Origin of the sequence: Streptomyces sp. NPDC052101 (assembly GCF_040680235.1) — a bacterium.
Classification (GTDB): Bacteria; Actinomycetota; Actinomycetes; order Streptomycetales; family Streptomycetaceae; genus Streptomyces.
Genome location: NZ_JBFAWH010000034.1, coordinates 43,818 through 65,608, shown reverse-complemented (window position 1 = coordinate 65,608; position 21,791 = coordinate 43,818). Strand labels below are relative to the sequence as shown.

The following is a 21,791-nucleotide window of genomic DNA, read 5'->3' as shown; positions in this document are numbered from 1 at the left end:
CCTTTCTTGTATGCGATACAAGTGAACGAGCCATGTTGTATCACATACAATTTTGGTGTGGAGAAGAAGCGAACCGAAGCTCGATCAACGTCGGCTCGGTCGCGTGACCGCGGTCGCGCGACGAGGCGCCGGTTGATTGAGGCAACTGCACGGCTCTGCAAGGAGCGGCCCGGCGCTGAGGTGAGCGTCGCGGAGATCGCGAACGCGGCAGGCGTCTTCCCCAATCAGGTCACCTACTACTTCGGCTCCAAGGACTCGCTGCTTGTGCACGCCGCCTTTCTCGGCTTGCTGCACGACGCCCGACGGATTGAACGCATCGGTCGCCAAGCCCCCGATGCGGCGGCATTTCGACGCAACATCGCCCGCGCCGTACTGGCCATGCCTTCGCTCCCATCGGTCGCGCGAGCACTCGCCGCCGGGATCTCCAAGCCCGAACTCGCCCCCGTGGTCGACCGGCACCTCCAGTTGCTGTTCCGGCAATCCGAGCGCTTCGTGAGCCAGCGCATCGACAGTCGCGGCTGGAGGACCCGTCGACCGCTCAGCGTGGAGGTCAGGACGTTCTGGAGCACCGCGCTCGGGGCAGTGCTGCTCGTCCGCGCCGGGGCACACGGCACTGTCGCCGACCTCGACCTCGCCGGAGCATTGACCATCCACGACTGCGCCGAGCGCGGGGGAAGTGCTGCAGGACATCCCGCAGCTGGTGCGCCTCGGTGAGCGGACCCGGTAGAAGCTATACATGATCTTTAGGCGAGTGAAGGTGGTTTGCGCCCGGTTCTTGGTGGCTGATCCCGTCTGCCGGATGTGCCGCTCAGGGCCGTCGATAGCGATCACTCGAGGCCTCCCTCCCAGTCCACTGCATGCAACGCGGGTCCGTGTCGGCCTTGAGTAGGGAGAGGCGGTTTGTGGCGCAGTGCGGGTCAGGAATCAAGCAGGGATGAGATGCGGCCAGGATCCAACCACCCTTGGCTGTGGTGCAGTTGACCTAACTACTCCTACCCCGCTGATCTCCGGCATGCCCTGGAGCCTTCCAGGGAAGGAGCCGTCGCGCAGTAGCTGTGTCGGCCAGGCTGGTCCTACCCGGGAAGCAGGCGGGGAGTCCGGGGCGGATCCGCCGGCCGCTCATCGGAGGAGCGTCTCTCAGGCGCAGACGGCGACCTCGCACTGCGCCGTGACCTCGAACTCGGACGCGGCCGACACCCTCGCACTGGCCCTGTACTGGTCGGATCACCCCGCACGAAGCGGCATCGGTGTCCGCATCGGTGTTCCTGGCGGCGAGTCAACCTGCGCCGAAGGAGGAAGCCATATGACGTAACGTTAGTAACCTCAGAATTTGTAACTCGTTGAGAGATATGTAAAAAGCAATTCGCCTCTAGAAAACTAGTGCCCCAACAGGGACCGTTCGCCCCGTCGCGACGCCCGGCACGCCCTCTGGCTGCACCGGCTGGAAGCCCACGTACGCCCATATGAGGGCTTCCGGCTGGCCCGCCGAGAGCATGCATCTGGCGCCGCTCCTTGACGGGTAGACGTTGCCTGCCGGGCACTAGATAAGGAGTATGCGTGTCTCTCGCGATTTCCCGGCTCGCCGTCGCCGTCTGCGGTGCTTCCGTCGCCGCGCTGGCCGCCGCCGGTTCGGCCTCGGCGCACGGCCATGGCGGCACGTCCGTCAACCATGGCGGCGCATCCGTCAGTGGAGTGGGCAATCCCACGGTTGGCACGGGGACGGTTCAGTCGGGCGTGGCGCCCAACACCGCGGTGCACCCCGAGACTCAGGTCGCTCCGACCGTCAGTGGAGTGGGTAATTCCAGTGTGGGCACGGGGTCGGTCCAGCCGGTCGTGGCGCCCAACACCGTGGTGTAGCCCGTGGCTCAGGCCGCTCCGTCCGTTCTTTGTCAGGGCGATGTGGCCGCCATCAGGAACTGACCTGCGTGCGGGGTCGGTAACGGCTGCCCCGCTTGTGTTCCGGCACAGGCGCGGGTGGGGTGCACAGGCCGGGGAAACGCGGGATTGCTTGGTGTCCCTGGCCGCCGCGGCCGGGCCGAAACCGCCCCCGGGCGCCCGGCGCAGGCACCGCGCGCCCTCCGTGCGGGGGATGGCGGCCCATGGACGGAGCGCGGGAAGATCTTTCGGGAGAGAGCGGTCCGCGGTTCGTGCGACCGCCCGTGCGCCGCTGGTCCCCCATTCCTCCGGGGACCAGCGCGCACACGAGAGCTGGGGCCGCGCTGTACGTGTACGGCGCGGCCCCGGGCGCGGGCGGCTTCCAGGCCGTTCCTGGTCCGCTCGGACACCAGGGCGCGCTCGAACTCGGCGATGGCGCCGAGACGTTGATACTTGAAGCCCGCGGTTCTCGCTGCGTGCTGGGGCTACCCTGCTGACATGCCCTGGTCTGCGCCGACAGGTAGAACCCCCGGCGCAGGCGTCGGCCGTAGCGCATGGGCCGGTGAAGGTTGCCGGTCCACCGGCCCGGGTCGCGGGGAACGGGCATGAGCCCGGCTGCCGAGGCCAGGTGCCCGGCGTCCGCGTAGACGAACATATCGCCCGCGGCCACGACGAACTCCGCTCCGAGTATTGGTCGCATCCCGAGCAGGGACTCGATGATCTCGGCCTGCGGGTGACTGCGGAAGGCCTCGCCCATCCGCTTGTCGATCCGATTGAGCCGGTCGTCCGAGGCCAGGATCCGCGCCGCCAAGTCGGCGACGATCTGGGCGGCGACGTCCTCGCAGGGCAACGCGGTCCGCTGGCGCGGCGATCCCGCGCACCAGGCGGTCGTAGGCGTCATCGTCCAGAGGCGACGTACCCTCCGCTTAGCAGGCGGCAGTCGCACGCACGGCGTCCTCGACCCGCGTTCCCCCACCTCACGAGCCGTCCTTCGCCCGCGACCCGTTGTCAGTGGTGCAGCCTTCACCAGGGGGCTCGTGATCTCTCTGCCCGTGATCTCTCTGCCGGTGCTCGCTTTGCTCGGCCTCGCCGCGCCTCGCGCGACCCAGCCCGGTGTCCAGCCGGCGTCCGGGAGCGCCTCGTGCCAGCGGGTAAGGGAAGTCAGTAGAGGGCTTGTGGCCTGCTCTGTTACGGTCCTGGGGCCGGCCGCGGGACTCCGGTGCGACTTCCGGAACCTGCCTCTGAAGCAATGATTCGCAGCTCGTGCCCCCATTCCCCGGCCGGCATCCGCACCCTTGAGGAAAGAACGGGATGGATTCGTACGGGGACCTCGTCGCAGCCGACGATGTGCTGCTCTTCGTCAACGCGGCGATCACCTCCACGGGCCAGCGTGAATTCCACAGCGACGCGGGCGAGCAGCGACTGTCCCTGGACTTCCTCCATGCGTACATGCTGGGCAACTACCGTGACCTGTACGCCGGAGTCCTCGCGCTCGACATCAACGACCACAACGCAGTCCTCGTCATCCGGCGGCTGCTGGAGACCACCGGTGAGGCCACTGCCGACCAGCGCCGCAGCGAGGGCCGTCTGATCGCGTCCCGTCTGGCGACGCTGCCGCCACAACGTGTGTACGGGCTGTTCGATGTCCTGCGCCGGGCCAGGGTGAACAACCGTCGCACCCGCGCGATCATGCGCGACTGGCTGTCCGCCCGCCCTGACCTGGCGTTCGACGCCGTGAAGTACCGCAGCGGCCTCAAGCGAGCCCTTCGCCACGCACACCTGGCCCCTGCCACCGAAGAGCTGGGGGCATTTGTATTCGCGCCGCTGACCCGCAAGCACTACGCGACACCCCTCTTGGAGACGTGGCGTCGCGCGCACTACGAGCAGGGAGCCCTGTATGAGCTGCCCTATACCGCTGCCGAGGGCTTCGCCGCCAAGCACGGCATACCCCGGGATGTGTTCCTGAAGCGCATAGCCCCGCGGATGACCCGCCTGGAGACCTTGCGGTTGCAGGAGTCCGCACACAGGCACGGGACCACAGTGGTACAGGCTGACCTGGCCGGGATGCCGCTGACCCGGTTGGCGACCTATGTGCTTTCGCTGCCGGTCGAGGACCGCCTGCGCCGACGTGCCGAGCTGACCCACGCCTTGGAATCGGCCGCCGACCGGGTGGCCGGCTCCCACCGGAAGAGCTGGGGCAAGGTCACCGCCGTACTGGACGACAGCTTTTCCGCCTTCGGTTCCGCTCACAAGCGTCGTCGACCGCTGGCCGTGGCACTGGCCTGCCACTATCTGCTCGCTGCCCTTGCCGGCAACTACACCGGACTGTGGACGTCCGGGCGGACCGACGCACTGCTGACCCACCCGTACGGGCCGACGCCGGTGGGCCGGCGGATCCTCGATGCCCTGGACACCACCCCGTCCAGGCTGGTGATCGTCTCCGACGGATGGGACAACGCACCTCCCGGCCTGGCCGCCGAAGTGCTGCGCATCTGGCGAACCCGGCTCGACCCCGAGCGTCGCACCAGCATTGTGCATCTCAACCCTGTCTACGACGCGGCCGATTTCGAGGTGCGTCGGCTGTCCGCGACGGTGCCCACCGCGGGCATCCGTGACGCCGAGGACCTTCCCGCACTGGTGGAACTCGCCCAGTTCGCGGAAGGCCGGACCGGCCTGGCCGAACTGATCACCTACATGGACACCCGTGCGGCCCGAATGCTGAGCGGACACCAGCAGGAGCAGGCGCGATGACCACACTGGACCTGACCGGCCTGGCCACCCGCCCTTCCCAGGTCTGGGGTGCCGTCCGTCTGGTGCCGCTCGTGCGTGACGAACCTGTCGACGATCTCCGCCTGCGCCCTCAGCTCTACGGTGATGTGGCCGGTCTGGTCGAGGTCGGCCCGCGCCATGCCTATGTCTCCTACATCCCGCACGGATTCGTCGCCACGTGGACTGGTGACGGCATGCCGGCAGCCGCCTACGGCACCCAGCTCTCCACCGACGGCAACTCGGCTCCCGCCGACACGATGGGCCTGCGCTTCCACCGCAGAATGGCCCGCCGCCAGGCCAAGGACCGGCTGCGGTTCCTTCCCATGCACCTGGCTCTGGAAGGCTACCTGGCACTGCACTTCGGCGGCCCCTCGATCGCCTGGGAGGAGTGGTCGCAGCGTGCAATCCGCCAAGGGCTCTCCCCCCGCGTCGAGGAAGCCTATGTGGGTGCCGAAGTACGCGGACTCGCCGACGCACTGCGCATCTTCGAGATCCACCCCAACCAATGTGGCGTGATGGTCTACGTCGCCGACGCGCTCGCTGCCGCGTTCGCGGTACCGCATCCCGACGACTACCGCGCACTCCACCCGACGCTCCTGCAGGACCTGTACGGCGAACTCATCCACCACTACGCCACGCTGATGCCGCCGGTGCCGGACTTCCGGGCCCGCATCCCCGACGCGCAGATCCGCTCCCTGGCCCACCTGCGCACGGCAGTTGCCGACCAGGAACATGCCTGGACGCATTTTCACGACACAACCATGGCGACCGGCCTGCTGGAGCACGCGTATACCTGGCAGTCGGTCTACCGGATGGGACGCTTCACGCTGTCCCGCTTCCTGCCGCCGTTCCGTCCCAAGCAGGAGAACCACATCGGTGAGGCCATCGCCGACGACAGGGGCAGGATCGCCTACCTCAAGACGTTTCGTCTGTCGGAGAACCAGGTCCGTCGCGGTCACCTTCTCAGCAGGCTTGCCGCCAACGACTGGCACCTGGCTGACACCGCAGCCGATCTTGGCATCGATGAGGCTCAGCTGGGGCTGCGCCTGGAGTCTGCCGGCTTTGGTCACCTGCTCCGCCAGGACGTCTTGGACGGATACCGCAAGCAACGACGAACCCGGACCGGATGAGGGCGGCGCGATCAGCTGCTCTGCCGCCATAAATGCGGAAATTGCGCCGCCGCCCGTACGATGATCACGCGACAGCCCGCCGCACCCTTGGCGCCGCCCCCCCAGGCCCCGCACAGCATCCGCGCCGCCCAGGCCGACCTACTGCCGCAGCGCGGCGTGCCGAAGTCCGCCATGGCAACCTGAACACCCGCCCACTCCGGTTCGGTGTGCCCGTACCACGAAGTCCGTTCGAAGCAGGCGGATTCCGAAGATCAGGCGCGGCCGTGGCGCAGCGGATGGTGGGTCGGCCTCGGCTGTGACGGGGGGTGGTTCGACCTGGTGCTCCCTTCGTTCCCCCCATGGCCTGGACCAGGCGGAACAGTGTCTGCCAGTCGCACGTGGCGGCGTCCTCGAGTATCTCGGTGACCTGGGCCGCCTGAAGGCGCCAGCGCGAGGCGTCTGCAGGACGATCGGGTCGGCGCCACAGGCCCGAGCGAACCGCTCGGTGATCTGCCAGGCCGGGACCCGTTGGCCTCTCAGCATGTGGCTGAGGTACGAGGCCCCGGTGCCACGTGTAGTAGCCCAGGTAGTTCAGGCTCGCCTTGGCGGCCGAGTGCCGGAAGTGGTTCGCCCACCCTGTCCGAGTAGAACGTCGATGCAGGCGGTGCTGCGGAAGGTCAAGACGTACTGCTTTTCCGTCCCCCTCTTGCAGTGCCGCTGGATGCGAAAGCTGAGGAAGTCGACCCCCTCGTGGTGCTGCTGCTCTACGTGCGTGCCGGCGCTCCGGTCCCGTGACGGGCGAAAACACGTTGGCTGGCTGGCACCGAGTTGCGACGATGCCTGCATTTCCCAGGCGGAGGATCTTTGTTTGTTTTCGTGTGTGCGGGGTGCGGCGCCCATCTGACGGTCCCGCTGTCCGAGGTTGCCCTGCCGGCCCATGCCCATCAGAAGTACGGGAATGGGATTCAGCTCCCGGTGCTCATGGAGTCGGGCACGTTCGCGGTGGATCCGGAGCCCTGGGGGCCGCCGTGGCGGATGTGGGCGGAGATCCATCCGGACGAGGCGGCGGCCCGCGGCATCTACGCGCCCGTCTACGCCCTGTCCGACGGCGTGCCCGGCGCCATCGTCATCGCACCCGGAGATGTCCGCGGCACCCGACTGATCCCGGAGAAGCGCGGTGGCGCATGCTGCGGCCTCGACGGGGCCGACGGCCCCAACATGGTCTGCGAGGCGTGCGGCCTGCCCGTGGCGAGCAGGATCGACGACTGCTCACTCTGGCAGGCGGTGTGGCTCGCCCCAAACGCCGTGCGTCGCCTCCTCGTCAACGACGCCGATGCAGCCCCGCTCTCCTGGGAGGAGCTGATGGCGGAGGGGAAAGGCACGCCCCCGTTCGAGCCGGTCGCAACGTGGGGAGGGCTGCTGGGGACGAGCCACTACTGGTCATGGAGCCCGCAGTGGGAGGCGGCAGCCGGCCAGGCGCTCGCCCACCTGCTGGCAGCCTCGCAAGGCGGGCCGGTGGCCGTCCCGGGCGGCCCGACCGAGGAGGTGTTCCAACGCACCCTCGACGCCCTGTTGCCCGCAGGTCCGCTGGAGCGGCGCGCCGCGCTGGCGGGACCGGGAATGCCTGCCCCCGACGCGGGCGTCGACATCATCCTCGTGCCGGTACATCCGCAGACGGGTCAGACCTGGGCCCCCGCCGGCCCGGCCGCATCGGCGTACCCGGTGCCGCTGCCGTTCGGGATGTGGCTGTCGCTGGCCTTCCCCCAGCCGTGTCTACCCGTTCCCACGCCGGGCGCCATACCCGACGGGGTCCTGCGTGACGACCCGCTCCCGCCGCGCCCCCATCACCTGTTCCGGGCCGACTCGGGGACGTTCCAGCACACCCTGGTCCGGCTGCCGGCCGTACGCAGCCCGTGGCTGCGCGAGATCCTCGACAACCTCACACAGCACATGCGTACCCGCATCTTCTAGCCGTCTGACAGAAGGCCCCGATACCCGATCTCCGGCCTATCCGGTGACTGTGCTGCAATCGAACAGCGCCGGACAGCAGTGCCTCCCTAAGTGGTGAACATCTGCTGTCCGTTCTCGGTTCTGGCACAGATCTTGGGGAGCTGTTACGGCGAGTGGTGTTGCCGTTCGATTCGGAGGCGTCGCAGAGTTGTCGGCCGGGAGCCAGCCCGTACTCGGGGCCCAGGTGCGGGTGTGCGATCGGCTCGGCTCCGCTGCCGGACGTGGCAGCCGGGCCCGGCGCTCGCTGCCGTGCCCGTATCCCGGGCTGCTTTGGCTCAGCCCAGCGCATACATCAGGGCGGTGACATAGGAATTCAGCCGCTCCTCCACGGTTCGCGTCGTCAGCTCTGTCCTGCCGGCCTCCCGCCATGGTTGCGCCACCGACTGCACTTCTTCTGAGAACGCCAGCGCGTCCCGCACCCGCCAGTACAGCCGCTCGTTCGCAGTCGCGGCCAGTACCCCGCCGGCCTCCTCATACGCCTCAGGGAACCGCAGACCCCACGCCGGGCCGTGCAGCAGCGCGAGATTGGTGGAGCAGTGCGCCACATCGAGGTCCGCCGGGCCCCAGGAGGTCGCTGCCCAGTCAACAACGCCGGTGATCCGTGCGCCTGCCGGGCTTGGGGGTGGCACGTCGAACAGCACGTTGCCGGGTTGGAAGTCCCGGTGCAGGAATCGCCCCTCATAGGGCGGTGCAGGCCGGCGGATCACGTCGATCGCCGCGGCCCATGCCGCCGCGTCGGCGCCCTTCGGAACGACGACGGTGTCGGCGGTCGTCAACGCCGCATACTCCCGGGGCCGCTCAGCGGGTCGCAACGCGTGGATCGCCACGAGTTGCCGGGCCAGCAGAGGGACGCGCGTCTCCCATCCCTCATCGTCGAGGAACGTCCGTCCCGCCAGATGTGTCATCAGGAGCGACGGATACTCGCAATGCGCGGCGGTCGGATCAACCGCGACCAGTCCAGGAGCCGGCACGCCGGTCCCCGTGAGCAGGGTCAGGGCGTCGGCCTCCCTTTTCAGCCAGTCCTCGGCGTGCTCCACGTTGACGAAGGTCCGCAGCACCAGGTCACGGGTGCCTCCGTCCCGCGTGCCGATGGTCAGCCGCCGCATTTCGGCAGTGATGCCGCCCTGCAGCGCCTCGGTTCTGACGATCCGTTCGCCGGCCTCCAGGTGCCGGCGCACCCAAGCCAGGGTCAACGGTCGGACGGCCACCGCCTCATCGTGGTTGGTCACCGTGCCACCTCATCATCCGGACGTCGGCACCCGGTCACTGAAGCAGGATCATCTTGCGAAGCAGCTCGAATCCGGCTCGTCCGTACAGCTGCCTTTTGATCTTCTTGATGCGGTTCACGGCGCCCTCGGTGCCACCAGGGCTCCATTCCAGGGTGAGTCCGGCTGTCACAGCGCCAGTCGTCGGAGTACTCCATCGTCGCGGCCTCGAACGCGGCGAACTCCTCGTCCGCCGTGATCGCGGTCAGGATCTCTTGGCCTTCCTGGGCGCACGGGGGAGGGCCGTGCACCTGCGGCCCGCTGCCGCTCGATGCCGCCGGGGTGGGGGAGCCCTGGGGACGGACTGCCCGGCGACCGTGATGTTCAGTCAACTGCAGGACGCGCAGCGTGAGTACGGTAGAGAGCGCACGGCACCGTGAGTTCCGTGAATTGCGGGGAGCGTCATGGCGGCACCCAGTGATCGTTTGGCAGCGCTGTACGAAGAGACCGGCTGGACCAGGGGCCAATTCATCCGGCAGATCCAACGCATCGGGGCGGAGCGGCACCAGGCCGTCCGCTACGACGACTCCTCCGTCCCGAAATGGCTCGGGGGCACCGTCCCGCGCCGGCCGGTCCCTGAACTGATCTGTGGAGCCCCGTCACGTAGGTTCCGCAGACCGGTCACCTTGTACGACGCCGGTTTCACGGACAGCCCGGATTTCACGGGTGCCGACGGCGATCTGGTGACGCCGCTGCTGAAGATGAAGAAGGCGGAGGCGGCGATGGACAAGGCGGAGTCGAGGGCGAAGACGTTCGGGTCCTACGACCCGTCGTCGCTGAACTACCACACCGGACAGGTCCGCTTCGAACTCTCGATGCTTGCCGAGCGGAAGCTACAGATCGGCCGGCTCGAAGGGGCCTGCGAGGACTGGCATGGAGTGCTGGACGACTACCGGCACGTTCAGTCGGGGCGGTGTGACGACCGGGTCAAGAACATGGTGTCGTTGCTGAAGCCGCATCAGCGCAACCTGTACACCGGTGCCGTGTACGAACGCGGCCGTGAGATGACGAAAGGAACCGCCGCATGACAGTACGGACGAAGAACGCGGCCGGAGACGACCGCCCCCGCAAGGAACTTCCGTACCGGCTGACGCCTCCGGAGGTGACGTGGCCCGAACGCGAGAACCTGACGGGCCCCGGACAGGATGCCTACGAGTGCGAGTTCGAGCCAGAAGACGACGATCCGGCCAGCGATGATGCGTGAGTTGCGCCCGTTTGCCGGGGATCCTGTGTGCGGTAGCTGTGGGGTGCCTGTGTGCCCGTAGCGTCTCCTGCGTCCGCTACATCCCATTCGGATGGGGGAGATCACATGCGCAACAGTCTGCGCAAGATCACCGTGTTAGCTGCCTCTGCCGCCCTTGCGGCATTGGGGCTGGGAGTAGGAACAGCGGGGGCGGCATCGGCCGCACCGGTGAAAGGATCGCTGCCGCCTCAGGTGCGGCAGGAACTGAAGAAGATCGAGGCCCGGGGCGGGCACGTCGACAAGGTCACCGTCACGCCCTACACGAAGAAGGGTCAGCCCCGGGCGAAGACCCGGACGGTGAACACGGCCGCCCCGGCGCAGCTGCCCACGGGCTGCGGTCTGTACGTGGTCATCTACAACATCGACACCGACGTCTACAGCTCGAACCTGACGTCCTGCCTGACACCTCAGGCGAACATCGACATGTTCTCCCAGATCGGGGAGGACTACTGGATCCTGTGGTTCCACGAGTACGACACCGTAGCCAACGACGAGAAGTCCGCCGGGGCCACGGAAGATCTCTCCCTGGACTACGACTACGACTGTCACGGGGACGGAACCCACGACTTCCAGACCGTGACTGAAGGAACGATCCTCAACGAGGAAGGCAGCTCCACCGCCCAGGCGTACGACGATGTGTCTCAGGTGAAGTGCGGCTGAGCCGTTCCGCCTGATACTGGCCCTGGTTCCCCCAGTCGTCGGGGGTATCAGGGCTTTTGATCCGGATACGTGCGCCGATGGAATGTGCCACGCGCGTCAGCCACTCCTCCCACGCCGCGCCCGCAGCGGCGCACCGCTCGGCCAACTGGGCGTCGGACAGGCTTGAGGTCTCTCGGTCAACACCGGCCTGGACATCGGTAACGCCCTCGCAGCAGGCGCGGTGGCCCACAGACAGCAAGTCATGCAGCGTGTCCGGGTCGCTCATGCGCTGGGCCCGGGCCGCGAGGTCGAGCAACAGGGCCGTGGGGTTCATCTCCAGCGGCTGGCGCCTCCCGGCCACAGCACCCGCACGGGGACGCAGGTTTGTTCCGCGTAGGCCACGACGTCCGCCGTCCCGCCGTAACCCCGCGCTGGTTTCCCGTCCCATACGGCGAGTAGTTCGTCCACCAGGCCGACGAGGATCTCGCTGCCTGCCTGGTGTGCTTGCGATGTCGACTCGGTCATGCCGGTCTCATGGATGTCAGCGGCGTGGGACAGGAGCCGGTCGTCGACGGGGTGGTGCCAGTCCGGCAGGCTCTCGCGGTACTCGGCGGCCGGCACGACTACCTCCAGGCGGCCGCCGTGCCTCAAGACGGCTTCAGCGAACCAGGAGTCGGGTCCGTCGGCGATGCACGACACGGCGACCAGCTCGGTGGCGTCGAAGCTGTTCACGGCCTCATCGAGCAGGGCGCGTACGCGCTCTTCAACCTCCGTGCTGAGCCCACGGTGACCGGTGATGCCCACCCGCATGCCTGTCCTCCTACAGGTAGACGCCGTGTAGGCGCTCGTCAAAGTCCCGCACCGCCTTGGGCGCCGTGGTCGTCGTGAGGGTACGGCGCACGTCCCGGGCACGTTCCACGATTCGCCCCGACCGGTACTTGAGTCCGGTGTCTAGGGCGCGACTGGCGAGGGCGAACGCTGCCTCTACCCGTCCGCCGGCAAGATGTCCGGCCGCGATGTCCAGGACGAGCAGCGCCCGCTGTTCGGCGTGTCCGGTGGCCAGGGCTTCTGTGTCTTCACTGAGTACCCGGTCGGGCAGTCCCAGACGTGCGCCGCAGGCGACGCGGGCGGCGGACACCTTGGTTTCGGCAAAGGTGAACACCCACGGCCAGGGCGGCGGTTCCTCGGTGGGGATGGTGGCAACGGCTGCCCGCGATGAGGTCAGGGCGCGGTCGGCGCGGCGCTGGTCTCCGGCTGCCGCGTGGGCAAGAGCCTCCACGTTGGACAGCCAGGCGTCGGCGACGGCGGGGCGGCGGTCGCCGAGCGCGCGTCGTGCCCGGGTCGTGAGGTTGAGGGCCTGGACGCCGTTCCCGGCGTGGGCCTCGAACTGGGCGAGCGATCCGGCCTGGTAGGCGGTCAGCAGCGGGTCGCCGGCGGAACGGGCCGCTTTGATCGCTGTTCCGTACCAGGTGCGGGCGGAGCCGTTGTCGCCCATGTACCGGGCGAGCCATCCGGCGAGGCTCGCGGCCTCGCTGACGACGGCGGTGAGACGTGATCGGTCGCTGTCCGTGGCCTGGTGGGTGATGGTCTGGATCAGCCGCAGGTGGGTCTTTACGGGCTCGGACAGGTACCGGGATGGCGTCGATCCGTCCAGCCGCCGATATGCCGACGTGCTCAGTCGCAGCGCGGCGGCCTGGCCGCTGGTCGGGTCGTGTGTGTCGGGCGCGGCGGCCAGGACGGGGGCCGCCATCGTGGCGACCGCGCCGCCGAGGATGGTTCGTCGGTGCATGGGATCGTCGTCTCTCGCCTGCGCCTGCAGCATGCGCCCATCTGCGAGACCCACCACCACCGGCAAGAAGAAGGGCCAACACCCCTCGCCCGCGACCGCGATGCGCGTGCTGTGCGAGCACGACGAACAGGTGGCTACAGCGGCTGAAGGCGCCCGACCAGCCACGATTCCTCAGCGTTCAATCCTGGAGGAATACCGGCGGGACCCCGGCCCCGGCGCCGCGGACCTTGCGATGGCGAAGCCGGGTCGTCAGCCGGGTGCGGCCGGTGCGCCGCAGCGCGGCGGCCGTCTGGCAGCCGGTCAGCAGGACCAGCGGTCCTTGGTCGTCCAGGCCGAGGGAGTACTCCAACTCCTGGAAGACACCGGCGAGTTGACCTCGCGGGCGGTTGATCCGGCGCTCGGCGGTCTGGACCATCCAGGAGGTCCCGCCGTCATCGTTGTCCCTTTCCATCGGGTTGTCGGGAATCGGGGACATGGGGTCGAGGGATGGGGGCCGGGACCGCCCGGGGGTTCACAGTCGGCGCAGAAGGGCCGCCCGGTCGACCTTGCCCGTGCTGGTCAGGGGCAGCTCGTCGAGCGCGACGACGCGCGTGGGGATCATGTACGACGGCAGGATGGTCCGCAGGGCGCGTACGACCTCGGCCTTCGAAAGCGGCTCGGCCGTCGGCACGTAGAAGGCGGCCAGCGTTCGCCCGCCCGGCCCCGTGGGCGCCACCACCGAGGCGGCCCGGACGCCCGGGCACTGGAGGAGGGCGCTCTGCACCTCGCCCAGTTCGATCCGGTAGCCGCGCACCTTGACTTGGTCGTCGAGGCGGCCCAGGAACTCCAGGTCGCCGCTCGGCAGCCAGCGGGCACGGTCACCGGTGCGGTACATGCGCTCGCCGGGGCGCAGGGCTCCCGGGTCGGGCAGGAACTTGGTGGCGGTGAGACGGGCGGCCACGGCGTAGCCCAAGGCCACGCATGTGCCGGCGATGTACAGATCGCCCTCCTCGCCGAGGGGGCAGGGCCGCAGGTCGCCGTCGAGCACGTAGTAGCGGGCGTTCTGCATCGGTTTCCCGTAGGGGATGCTCGGCCACGCGGGGTCGACGTCGCTCACCCGGTAGTGGTTCGACCAGACGGTACACTCCGTGGCGCCGCCCAGCGCCACCACCTCGGCGTTCGGGAACGCGGCCCGGATCTGGTCCGGCAGCGGAACCGGGATCCAGTCGCCGCTGAGAAGGACCAGGCGGAGCGCGTCGCGCCCGGCGGGCTCGCGGGCCTGGACGAAGGGCATGACCATGGCCAGGGCGGCGGGCGCCGAGTCCCAGATGGTGATGGCCTCCCGTTCGAGCAGGTCCACCAGGGCGTCCGGCTCGGCGAGTTCCGCCGCCGACGCCAGCCGTACGGTCGCGCCGGCGGCCAGCACGCCGAAGATGTCGTAGACCGAGAGGTCGAAGCAGAAGGACGTGACGAAAAGGATCTCGTCGGCGGGCCCGACCCCATAGGCGCGGTTCATCCAGTCGATGAGGTTCACCGCCGACCGGTGGGTGACGACGACTCCCTTGGGCGCACCGGTAGAGCCGGACGTGAAGATGGTGTAGCAGACGTCCTCGGCCGTCGGACCGATGGCGAGGGGGGCGGCCGGGCGGAGGCCGACATGATGGCCCGTCCACAGCGGCTCGCGGCCCGGCGCTGCGCGGTCCCGGGACGGCTCGACGCGGATGACGGCGTCGTACCGCTCGGCCAGTTCGCCTGTGAACTCCTCGGCCCGGCGACGCTGGACGCTCGCGTGGGCCACCCCGGGCAGGAGTTCGGGGAGGCGCTCGACGAAGCGGGGCGGCACCCGAAGGCCGGAGCAGGTGCTGAGCCCGGGGTCGATGAGGTCGGCGAGGACGATGACGCCGTCGTCGGCGAGCAGCCCGAGAAGCGAGTCGAGGACGCCGGTCAGGTGGTCGAGGTCCGGCAGGAACTGCACCGTACTGGCCAGCACGACGACGTCGAACGGGCCGTGTACCCGCTCGGCGGCCTCATCGGCGAAGCACACCACGCCGTCGACCTCGCCTCCGGCGCGGACCCCGGTCTCCTGGCTCCGGGCCACGGACACCGATGACGGGTCGACGACGACGTAGCGGGACGCCCATGGCGCCAGGGCCTCGACGATCAGGCCGGACCCGCACCCGATCTCCAGGACCGAGGGCCGTTCGGCGGACGTCGCGGCCCGTACGAACCGCGCCACGTGGTCCTGGTAGCCCCGGACGTCGTCCTCGTTGAAGGGCCGTTCCGAGCGGCGCATGTTGAAGCCGGCCGCTTCGAGCGGGTCGGGGGAGCCCGACACGTAGTCGAAGAGGTCCTCGACCTGCTCGCGCCGGAAAGTGGCCGACCAGGAGAACTCCTCCGGGATGTCGGGGCACAGCACATGGCGAAGCGACGGCACCTCCCACCGGAACTCCTGTACGGAGGGCAGGTGTACGCGGTCGGTCAGCACGGCCGCCACGCCAAGCTGGTCGAGCAGCCCGACCACACGGGACGCGGGCCATGACGGGTCGAGCGGGACGTAGGAGGCACCGCACTTGAGCACCGCGAGCAGTCCGACGAGGGCCGACGCGTCGCGCTCGCCGTAGACGCCCACGGTGGAGCCCCGGCCAAGTCCCAGCTCGCGCAGCAGCCGCGCCAGCCGGTTGGAGTGGCGGTCCAGTTCGCCGTGGGTGAGGACCTGCTTGTCGGAGGTCACGATCGCCGGGCGGTCCGGGTACCGCCGGGCGGCCTCGGCGACCAGCCCGGGGATCGTGGCGTCGTCGCGGAACGGACGCGCTGTCTTGTTCCACCCGCTCCAGGGGGCGCCCGGAACGGACGCCGGCGGGGCGCTCACCGGGCCGGCGCCCGGAAAGCCCCATGGGCCGTCAGCGCGCCGGTCAGTTCGTTCACCGTCGGGTGGTCGAAGAAGAGCCGGAGCGACAGGCGCGTGCCGGCCAGGGCCCCGAGCTTGGCCATGATGCCGGCGACCAGCAGGGAATTCCCGCCGGCCTCGAAGAAGTCCTCGTCGTCGCCGAAGCGGTCGTGCTCCAGTGCGTCGGCCCACTGAACCCGCACGTGGGCGCGCAGCAGCTCAAGGTCCGGGCCGTCGTGGCCGGCATGGTCCGGGCTCGCCACCCCGACCGATCCGAAGTTGTTCACCACTTGCTCCTGCGTTCTCTCTCGGTGCTCTGCGTCTTCAGCTGGCGTTCACTGCTTCCCTGTTGCCGGCCACGGCTTGCATACCGCACCGGCGGCGGATTCTCGTCGGCACGAGCGGGGGTCCGCGCTCACCCGGTCGAGGGGTCCGACCGGGTGTCAGTCTTGCCGTGGCGAGCGGCCGTTGTCCGAGGATCTTTCAGAGGTCAGTCAGGGTTGACGCCCGTGGGCCGCGGCCACTGGTCATCCTTGCCTGCATGGGAACAAACACGAAAAGTCGCTGGTTCGTCGGTGTCCCTCACGATGGCCTCAAAGAGTGCGCGTTGTACGCCTTTCCGCATGCGGGCGCCGGCGTGACCTCGGTGCGTCAGCTGTGCATCGAACTTTCTGACGCGTTCGACGCCTTCGGAGTACGCCTCCCGGGCCGGGAGTCCCGGCTCGGGGATCCAGTGGAGACCGTCATGCCCGAACTCGCCGACAAGCTTGCCGGCGAACTGCTCCAGCACGCCGAGGGACGGCCGGTGGTGCTGTACGGGCACTGCGCCGGCTCGGCGATCGCCTACGAGGTGGCACGGCGCCTGGACCCCGCCCGGGTGCGGGCGCTGGTCGTCTCCTCGCACCCGGCTCCTGGGAGCGTCCGCCGCGAGCCCACCTGGGCGTTGCCGCGGCCGGACTTCCTCCAGCAGGTCGTGACGGACGGGTACCTCCCGTCGCAGCTCCTCGCCAACGAGGAACTGCTCGACATCGTCGAGCCCGCCCTGCGCGCCGACTACGAACTGGTCGACTCCTACGAGCTGGAGCTGTACGAGGGCGGGGCCAACGAACCGGTCCCGGTTCCGACGGTGGCCGTGTTCGGCCGCGACGACCACACCGTCCAACGCGCCCAGATCGACGCCTGGTCGGCGCTCACCACCGGGCCGTTCCGGGTCGTGTCGCTGCCGGGCGGCCATGACATGCCGAGCAGCCGTCCGGCGGAACTGGCGGCGGCCATCCGCGAGGCCCTGGCGGCCGGCGTCTGAGCACGGGCGCAGGCCCGTCGCCCAACCCGCACCCGCCGGCCGGCAGCTCGCGGAGTGTGCCGGCCGGTGAGCGGCACGAGGCCGTACCGTTGCGTGACGCCGTTCAGACCGCCTCCCGGTCCAGCACGTCCGAGACCAGTCCGGCGACGTCGGTGGACACGTGGAAGTGCCCGCCCGGCCGCACCCGCAGCGTGAACGCGCCCGAGGTGACACCGGCCCACTCGGTCATCTGCTTCTCGTCCACCAGCGGGTCGCCGTCGCCGTGGTAGCAGCTCAACGGGCACGCCAGTGTCGTGGTCCCAGCGCCGGGCCGGTACTGTGCGTGGGCCCGGAGGTCCGAGCGCAACGTCGGCGTGAACAGCTCACGCATCTCCGCGTTCCCGGCGATCCCGGGGTCGATGCCCCCCAGCGCGCGGAGCGCCGCCCAGAACTCGTCGTCGGCCGCCAGGTGGATGTCCCGGTTCTTCATGTGTCCCGGGGGGAGGCAGGCGGAGACACACAGCCTCTGCGGCTCCTGGCCCATGTCCCGCAGCAGCATGGCGGTCTCGTAGGCCACCAGGGCGCCCACGCTGTGCCCGAACAGCACTTGGTCGAGGGAGGGCAGCCGGAGCAGTTCCGCCACGGCGCGGCCAGCCATCTCGGCCACGTCGTCCACGAGTTGCTCGGCGAACCGGTTGCCGTGTCCGGGGTACTGGACGGCCACCAGTTCCACCCTGGGCGGCAGCGCGGCCGCCCAGTCGTGGAAGGCGGTCGCCGAGCCCCCGGAGTGCGGGAAGCACACCAGGCGGACGACGGGATCCTCGACCGTGGTCAGCGTCCGTATCCGCCTCATCGGTCTCCTCTCGATAGCGCGCCGTTTGAAACTGCATCGTTTGTCCTTCCGGCGCCCCTCAGGTGTTTCGCGAAAGAGTTCGGTAATACATGGGTGGCGGTGCGCTCGGCCCGCAGCGAATCACGATGGTGCGTACATCGACGGTCGGCCCGCTTCGGAACAGGTGCGCTTCGCCGGTTTCGACGGCCCGCTGGAGATGACCGGCTCCGAAATCGCCTGCTCGGCGACGACGACCGCAACCTGACGGCCCTGCTCGACGCACAGACGCCACGCCTGAGGGCGGAGCCGTCGCGGGACGACTGGCACCGGGCGCGCCCGTACACGCGAACCGCCACCGGGCTGCTGTGCTGCCACTTCTGGATGGCCGACACCTCATCCGCCCGCCTGGGACGGCTGCTGGGCCTGCGGTATTCCATGATGGCCGCCAACCTGCTCGCCCCTCGCCGAGCGGCCCCGCCCTGGTGCACGCCCATAACGGGCACCTCCAGCCGGACAAGAGCGGTATGCGGATGGGCGAGTGGCGGCTGGAGCGGTGGAGCGCCGGGGCGATCGTCAGCGCTCGGCCGGGCGAGGAGTACGCCTTCGTGGCCACCACCCCGGCACGATCCGCCACCGCGGCGCGCAGACCCCGCCGGCGGACACCGTCGAAGGGCTCCAGTACGCGCTCCCCGAGGACCGGTACGCCGTCGACGTCCGCCGGCCGGCCGCCCCAGAGGGGCCGACGTGGGGGCCGGTGCCCCGGCAGGCAACGTTTGCCCGTCAAGGAGCGGCGTCCGGTGCGTGCTCTGGGGGTCCCCCCGGCCGTGGCTGGGGGAGTGCCGGCCGGAAGTCCTCGTTGGGCGTACGTGCGCTTTCGGCCGGTGCGGCGAGAGAGCGTGCCGGGCGTCGCGACGGGACGAACGTTGCCAGCCGGGGCACCAGCTGACCGCCCGCAGGCCGTGACCACCCTTCACACGTGTGCTTCCTCCTGCCCGACGGCCCCGGAGCAGCGGCCGGGTCGGCCGTGTCCGCGGCGCCCGGTCGGGTCTGGCCAACATCTTTCAGGCGGTCGGATGACTCAGGAATCCCTTCCTAGGGTGGGCTCACGAGTGACGGCGGTTTCCGCCGGCCATGCGGGGGAGCTGCGCACCGGACGACCGAGCTGCCCTCCGACGCGGGCCAGTGACGATCGAGAGTTTCTTCGGGGAGTGTGCATGGGTTCTGGCGGCGGTGTTTCTTCGCCCCCAGCGGACACTCGCTGCCGGCCACCCGGCTCGCGGCTCGGGTCCGCTCCGACATGGGTGCCGAGATCCTGATCCGCACCCTCTTCGCCGCACCGACCATTGCCCAGCTCACCCGGCGGTGGAGCGGTGCTATCGACCTCCGTCCGGAAACCCCTGCGCAGGATGACCGAAAGGTAACAGGAGCATGGCGCCCCTCTCGTACGCGCAACAGCGCATGTGGTTCACCGACCGCGCCACCGGGACGATCCCCGGGCGCTTCGCCGCCGTCGCCGCCGAACGGCCGGACGCCGTCGCGCTCGTGGCGGCCGACGGCGCCGACAGCTGGACGTACCGCGAACTCGACCTCTGGGCCAACCGCATCGCCCACCACCTTCGCGCGCAAGGCGCCGGCCCGCACCGCCGGGTGGCGCTGCTCATGGAACGGTCCCCGCTGATGGTCGCGGCGGTACTGGGCACGCTGAAGGCGGGTGCCTGCTACGTGGCGGTCGACCCCACCGTTCCGCGCGCACGGATCGACCTCCTGCTCGCCGACCTCGACCCGGCCGTCGTCGTCGACGAACGGCTGGCCGAGGAGGCCCTGGACGGTCATCCGGCGTTGCCGCCGGACCTCGATGGCCTCGGCGGCGACCACCTTGCCTACGTCATGTACACCCCCGGCTCGACGGGGACACCGAACGGCGTGGAGGTCAGCCACCGGAACGTGCTCGCCCTCGCGGACCACCCGTGCTGGACCGACGGCGCCCACGAGCGGGTCCTCGTGCACTCCCCGCAAACCCTCGACGCGTCCGCGTACGAACTGTGGGTGCCGCTGCTGCAGGGCGGGACGGCTTTGCTCGCACCACCCGGGACGCTCGACGCGGCCCGGCTCGCGGCGCTCGTGGCCGAGCGGGAGGTGACCGCGCTGTGGGTCGGCGGCGATGTCCTGTCGCCGGCCGCCGTACGCCGTCTGAAGGACGGCGACGGTACGCCCACCGTCGTGAACGGGTACGGCCCCACCGAGACCACCGTCTTCGCGGCCACGTACCTGATGGCCTCGCCTGACCGCTGCAAGGACCCGCTGCCGATCGGCAAACCCATGGCGGGCAGCCGCCTGTTCGTCCTCGACGGCCGGCTGCGGCAGGTGCCGCAGGGCGTGGTGGGGGAGCTGTACATCGGCGGCGACGGGGTGGCTCGCGGCTACGCGAACCGTCCCCGTGCGACGAGCGAGCGGTTCGTCGCCGACCCGTTCGGACGCCCGGGCGACCGGATGTACCGCACCGGCGACCTGGTCCGGTGGAACCATGACGGACAGCTCGAGTTCCTGGGCCGCGCCGACGACCAGGTGAACCTCTGCGGCCTCCGCGTCGAACCCGGAGAGGTCGAGGCCGCGCTACGGAAGCGGGACGGCGTGGCGCAGGCGGCCGTGGTCGCCCGCGAGGACCAGTTCGGGGAGCGGCGCCTGGTGGCGTACGTAGTACCCGAGGTGCCGGACGCGGATGTGACCGAGCACGTCGAGAAGTGGCGGGCGATCTACGACTCGATGTACGGCGACACCGCGCCGGATCCCACCGGGATCGGCGACGACTTCACCGGATGGAACAGCTCGTACACGCGCGAACCCATCCCTCTGTCCGAGATGCGCCAGTGGCGCGGGTCCACGGTAGAGCGGGTGCGCGGTCTGGAGGCGCGCCGGGTGCTGGAGATCGGGGTCGGCTCCGGCCTCCTGCTCGGGCCACTGGCCCTGGAGGCCGAGGTCTACTGGGGCACCGACTTCTCGGAGCCGGTCATCGAGCGCCTCGGCGCCCAGGTCGGCGCGGATCCGCGGCTGAAGGACAGGGTGACGCTGCGATGTCAGCCCGCCGACGTCGCCGACGGACTGCCGGCGGAGTACTTCGACACTGTCCTCCTCAACTCGGTCGTGCAGTACTTCCCCGACGCCGCCTACCTCTCCGGTGTCCTGGACATCGCCCTCGACCGGCTCGCCCCGGGCGGCCGGATCGTCATCGGCGACGTCCGGAACTACGGCACCCTGCGGGAGTTCCTGACGGCCGTCCACCACGCTCAGCACCCCGATGACGAGCCGTCCGCCGTGCGGGCGGCGGTCGAACGCGCCGTGGTCGGCGAGACGGAACTCGTCCTCGATCCGGGCTTCTTCACCGAGTGGGCCGACGCCCGTCGCGACGTCGTGGCCGTGGACGTCCGGCTGAAGCCGGGCGTGAACGGGAACGAACTCACCCGTCACCGCTACGAAGTCGTCCTGCACAAGCAGTCGAGCCGGCCGACGCACCTCGCGGACGTCCGCACGGTCACCTGGGGCTCGGACGTGCACCAGCTGTCCGGCCTGGAGGCTGAGCTGGCCCGGCACGGCGGCCGCCTCCGGCTGGCCCGGATACCGAACGCCAGGCTGGTGAGCGAGGCGGCCGAGTGCGGGGTTCCCGCCGCAGCGGAAGGGACGCCGCTCGACCCGCACGCGCTGGAGACCTGGGGCGAGGAGCACGGCTGCGCCGTCCTGTGCACCTGGTCGGCCGAGGCACCCGACTGGTTCGAAGCGGTGATCGTGCCCGCGGGGGGCACGCACTGCTACGGCGGTGTGTACCGGCCCATGGACACCCGGGCCAGGCAGCTCGCCAACGCGCCCGCAGTCTCCCGCCGGGTGTCGAAGCTGCCGGCAGCGCTGCGGCAGGACCTGGCGGCCGAACTGCCCGACCACATGGTGCCGGACGACATCGTGGTCATCGCACGCATGCCGATGACCGCCCGCGGCAAGGTCGACCGCGCCGCGCTCCCTGAACCGACGCTCGCCGTCCAGCGGTGATGACGGCTCGCCGCGCACGCCCGTCGAGGCGCAACTGGCGGCCGGCACGGACGTCGTCGAGCTCGGCCGGAACG

General features: G+C 69.7%; 19 protein-coding genes and 3 pseudogenes. 11 read left to right on the top strand and 11 right to left on the bottom strand.

Annotation, left to right across the window (positions count from 1 at the left end; genetic code table 11):
• Positions 1–57: 57 nt before the first annotated feature.
• Together AB0L75_RS36800 and AB0L75_RS36795 are read left to right on the top strand one after the other, a co-directional pair.
• Positions 58–714 carry a TetR/AcrR family transcriptional regulator C-terminal domain-containing protein gene (locus AB0L75_RS36800; protein ID WP_365190218.1) on the top strand — a complete coding sequence of 219 codons (657 nt, stop codon included), beginning with the start codon at positions 58–60 and terminating at the stop codon, positions 712–714.
• Between the two features lie 843 nt (positions 715–1,557).
• The gene (locus tag AB0L75_RS36795; RefSeq protein ID WP_365190215.1) at positions 1,558–1,857 is read left to right on the top strand and encodes a hypothetical protein; all 300 of its coding nucleotides are present in this window, start codon (positions 1,558–1,560) and stop codon (positions 1,855–1,857) included.
• Positions 1,858–1,889: 32 nt separating this feature from the next.
• On the opposite strand, the pseudogene AB0L75_RS36790 reads toward AB0L75_RS36795, so the two are convergent.
• Both AB0L75_RS36790 and AB0L75_RS36785 read right to left on the bottom strand, forming a co-directional pair.
• Positions 1,890–2,318, bottom strand: a pseudogene (locus tag AB0L75_RS36790) (recombinase family protein); the annotation flags it as partial.
• A 44-nt stretch (positions 2,319–2,362) separates the two neighbouring features.
• Positions 2,363–2,737 (bottom strand): annotated as a pseudogene (locus AB0L75_RS36785) (transposase); the annotation flags it as partial.
• Positions 2,738–3,186: 449 nt separating this feature from the next.
• On the opposite strand from AB0L75_RS36785, the gene AB0L75_RS36780 reads away from it, so the two are divergent.
• Together AB0L75_RS36780 and AB0L75_RS36775 are read left to right on the top strand one after the other, a co-directional pair.
• Entirely contained in the window at positions 3,187–4,626 is a 1,440-nt protein-coding gene (locus tag AB0L75_RS36780) for a hypothetical protein (protein WP_365190212.1), read from the top strand.
• On the top strand, positions 4,623–5,774 hold the full coding sequence (locus AB0L75_RS36775) for a hypothetical protein (protein WP_365190209.1): 1,152 nt from the start codon (positions 4,623–4,625) through the stop codon (positions 5,772–5,774). Before AB0L75_RS36780 ends, AB0L75_RS36775 begins: the two co-directional genes overlap by 4 nt.
• A 138-nt stretch (positions 5,775–5,912) precedes the next feature.
• On the opposite strand, the pseudogene AB0L75_RS36770 reads toward AB0L75_RS36775, so the two are convergent.
• Positions 5,913–6,311, bottom strand: a pseudogene (locus tag AB0L75_RS36770) (hypothetical protein); the annotation flags it as partial.
• Positions 6,312–6,617: 306 nt separating this feature from the next.
• Here AB0L75_RS36770 and AB0L75_RS36765 point away from each other — a divergent pair.
• Positions 6,618–7,724 (top strand): hypothetical protein, encoded by a 1,107-nt coding sequence (locus AB0L75_RS36765; protein ID WP_365190207.1) that lies wholly within the window; start codon positions 6,618–6,620, stop codon positions 7,722–7,724.
• Between the two features lie 314 nt (positions 7,725–8,038).
• On the opposite strand, the gene AB0L75_RS36760 is transcribed toward AB0L75_RS36765, so the two are convergent.
• Positions 8,039–8,992 (bottom strand): aminoglycoside phosphotransferase family protein, encoded by a 954-nt coding sequence (locus tag AB0L75_RS36760; protein WP_365190204.1) that lies wholly within the window; start codon positions 8,990–8,992, stop codon positions 8,039–8,041.
• Between the two features lie 34 nt (positions 8,993–9,026).
• Positions 9,027–9,161: a hypothetical protein gene (locus AB0L75_RS36755; RefSeq protein ID WP_365190201.1), complete on the bottom strand. Its 135-nt coding sequence runs from the start codon at positions 9,159–9,161 to the stop codon at positions 9,027–9,029.
• A gap of 493 nt (positions 9,162–9,654) precedes the next feature.
• Here AB0L75_RS36755 and AB0L75_RS36750 point away from each other — a divergent pair, with 493 nt between their 5' ends.
• The 3 genes from AB0L75_RS36750 (at position 9,655) to AB0L75_RS36740 (ending at position 10,931) form a co-directional block, all read left to right on the top strand.
• Positions 9,655–10,056, top strand: a complete 402-nt coding sequence (locus tag AB0L75_RS36750) for a hypothetical protein (RefSeq protein WP_365190198.1) — start codon at positions 9,655–9,657, stop codon at positions 10,054–10,056.
• Positions 10,053–10,232 (top strand): hypothetical protein, encoded by a 180-nt coding sequence (locus AB0L75_RS36745; protein ID WP_365190195.1) that lies wholly within the window; start codon positions 10,053–10,055, stop codon positions 10,230–10,232. Before AB0L75_RS36750 ends, AB0L75_RS36745 begins: the two co-directional genes overlap by 4 nt.
• A 231-nt stretch (positions 10,233–10,463) precedes the next feature.
• Positions 10,464–10,931 carry a hypothetical protein gene (locus AB0L75_RS36740; RefSeq protein WP_365190192.1) on the top strand — a complete coding sequence of 156 codons (468 nt, stop codon included), beginning with the start codon at positions 10,464–10,466 and terminating at the stop codon, positions 10,929–10,931.
• Positions 10,932–11,240: 309 nt separating this feature from the next.
• Here AB0L75_RS36740 and AB0L75_RS36735 read toward each other — a convergent pair whose 3' ends face one another.
• The 5 genes from AB0L75_RS36735 to AB0L75_RS36715 all read right to left on the bottom strand — a co-directional run bounded on the left by AB0L75_RS36735 (position 11,241) and on the right by AB0L75_RS36715 (position 15,852).
• Positions 11,241–11,720 carry a hypothetical protein gene (locus tag AB0L75_RS36735; RefSeq protein ID WP_365190189.1) on the bottom strand — a complete coding sequence of 160 codons (480 nt, stop codon included), beginning with the start codon at positions 11,718–11,720 and terminating at the stop codon, positions 11,241–11,243.
• 10 nt (positions 11,721–11,730) lie between these two features.
• Positions 11,731–12,699 (bottom strand): DNA-binding protein, encoded by a 969-nt coding sequence (locus AB0L75_RS36730; protein ID WP_365190186.1) that lies wholly within the window; start codon positions 12,697–12,699, stop codon positions 11,731–11,733.
• A 178-nt stretch (positions 12,700–12,877) separates the two neighbouring features.
• The gene (locus AB0L75_RS36725; RefSeq protein WP_365190241.1) at positions 12,878–13,174 is read right to left on the bottom strand and encodes a hypothetical protein; all 297 of its coding nucleotides are present in this window, start codon (positions 13,172–13,174) and stop codon (positions 12,878–12,880) included.
• A 36-nt stretch (positions 13,175–13,210) separates the two neighbouring features.
• Entirely contained in the window at positions 13,211–15,547 is a 2,337-nt protein-coding gene (locus AB0L75_RS36720; protein ID WP_365190183.1) for an amino acid adenylation domain-containing protein, read from the bottom strand.
• Positions 15,544–15,852: a phosphopantetheine-binding protein gene (locus AB0L75_RS36715; RefSeq protein WP_365190180.1), complete on the bottom strand. Its 309-nt coding sequence runs from the start codon at positions 15,850–15,852 to the stop codon at positions 15,544–15,546. Before AB0L75_RS36715 ends, AB0L75_RS36720 begins: the two co-directional genes overlap by 4 nt.
• A 254-nt stretch (positions 15,853–16,106) precedes the next feature.
• On the opposite strand from AB0L75_RS36715, the gene AB0L75_RS36710 reads away from it, so the two are divergent.
• Positions 16,107–16,868, top strand: a complete 762-nt coding sequence (locus AB0L75_RS36710; protein ID WP_365190177.1) for an alpha/beta fold hydrolase — start codon at positions 16,107–16,109, stop codon at positions 16,866–16,868.
• 103 nt (positions 16,869–16,971) lie between these two features.
• Here the strand turns inward: AB0L75_RS36710 and AB0L75_RS36705 are convergent, their stop codons facing one another.
• Entirely contained in the window at positions 16,972–17,700 is a 729-nt protein-coding gene (locus AB0L75_RS36705) for an alpha/beta fold hydrolase (RefSeq protein WP_365190175.1), read from the bottom strand.
• Between the two features lie 503 nt (positions 17,701–18,203).
• Between AB0L75_RS36705 and AB0L75_RS36700 the strand changes: the two genes are divergently transcribed.
• A complete protein-coding gene (locus AB0L75_RS36700) occupies positions 18,204–18,995 on the top strand; it encodes a hypothetical protein (protein WP_365190174.1) in 792 nt (263 codons plus the stop codon).
• A 112-nt stretch (positions 18,996–19,107) separates the two neighbouring features.
• The gene (locus AB0L75_RS36695; RefSeq protein WP_365190172.1) at positions 19,108–21,717 is read left to right on the top strand and encodes an AMP-binding protein; all 2,610 of its coding nucleotides are present in this window, start codon (positions 19,108–19,110) and stop codon (positions 21,715–21,717) included.
• The last annotated feature ends 74 nt before the right edge of the window (positions 21,718–21,791 follow it).

Coding starts and splice junctions, on each gene's coding strand:
- AB0L75_RS36780 (WP_365190212.1), top strand. CDS start 3,187: ATGGATTCGTACGGGGACCTCGTCGCAGCCGACGATGTGCTGCTCTTC.
- AB0L75_RS36775 (WP_365190209.1), top strand. CDS start 4,623: ATGACCACACTGGACCTGACCGGCCTGGCCACCCGCCCTTCCCAGGTC.
- AB0L75_RS36745 (WP_365190195.1), top strand. CDS start 10,053: ATGACAGTACGGACGAAGAACGCGGCCGGAGACGACCGCCCCCGCAAG.
- AB0L75_RS36735 (WP_365190189.1), bottom strand. CDS start 11,720: ATGCGGGTGGGCATCACCGGTCACCGTGGGCTCAGCACGGAGGTTGAA.
- AB0L75_RS36730 (WP_365190186.1), bottom strand. CDS start 12,699: ATGCACCGACGAACCATCCTCGGCGGCGCGGTCGCCACGATGGCGGCC.
- AB0L75_RS36725 (WP_365190241.1), bottom strand. CDS start 13,174: ATGTCCCCGATTCCCGACAACCCGATGGAAAGGGACAACGATGACGGC.
- AB0L75_RS36710 (WP_365190177.1), top strand. CDS start 16,107: ATGGGAACAAACACGAAAAGTCGCTGGTTCGTCGGTGTCCCTCACGAT.
- AB0L75_RS36705 (WP_365190175.1), bottom strand. CDS start 17,700: ATGAGGCGGATACGGACGCTGACCACGGTCGAGGATCCCGTCGTCCGC.
- AB0L75_RS36700 (WP_365190174.1), top strand. CDS start 18,204: ATGCGGATGGGCGAGTGGCGGCTGGAGCGGTGGAGCGCCGGGGCGATC.
- AB0L75_RS36695 (WP_365190172.1), top strand. CDS start 19,108: ATGGCGCCCCTCTCGTACGCGCAACAGCGCATGTGGTTCACCGACCGC.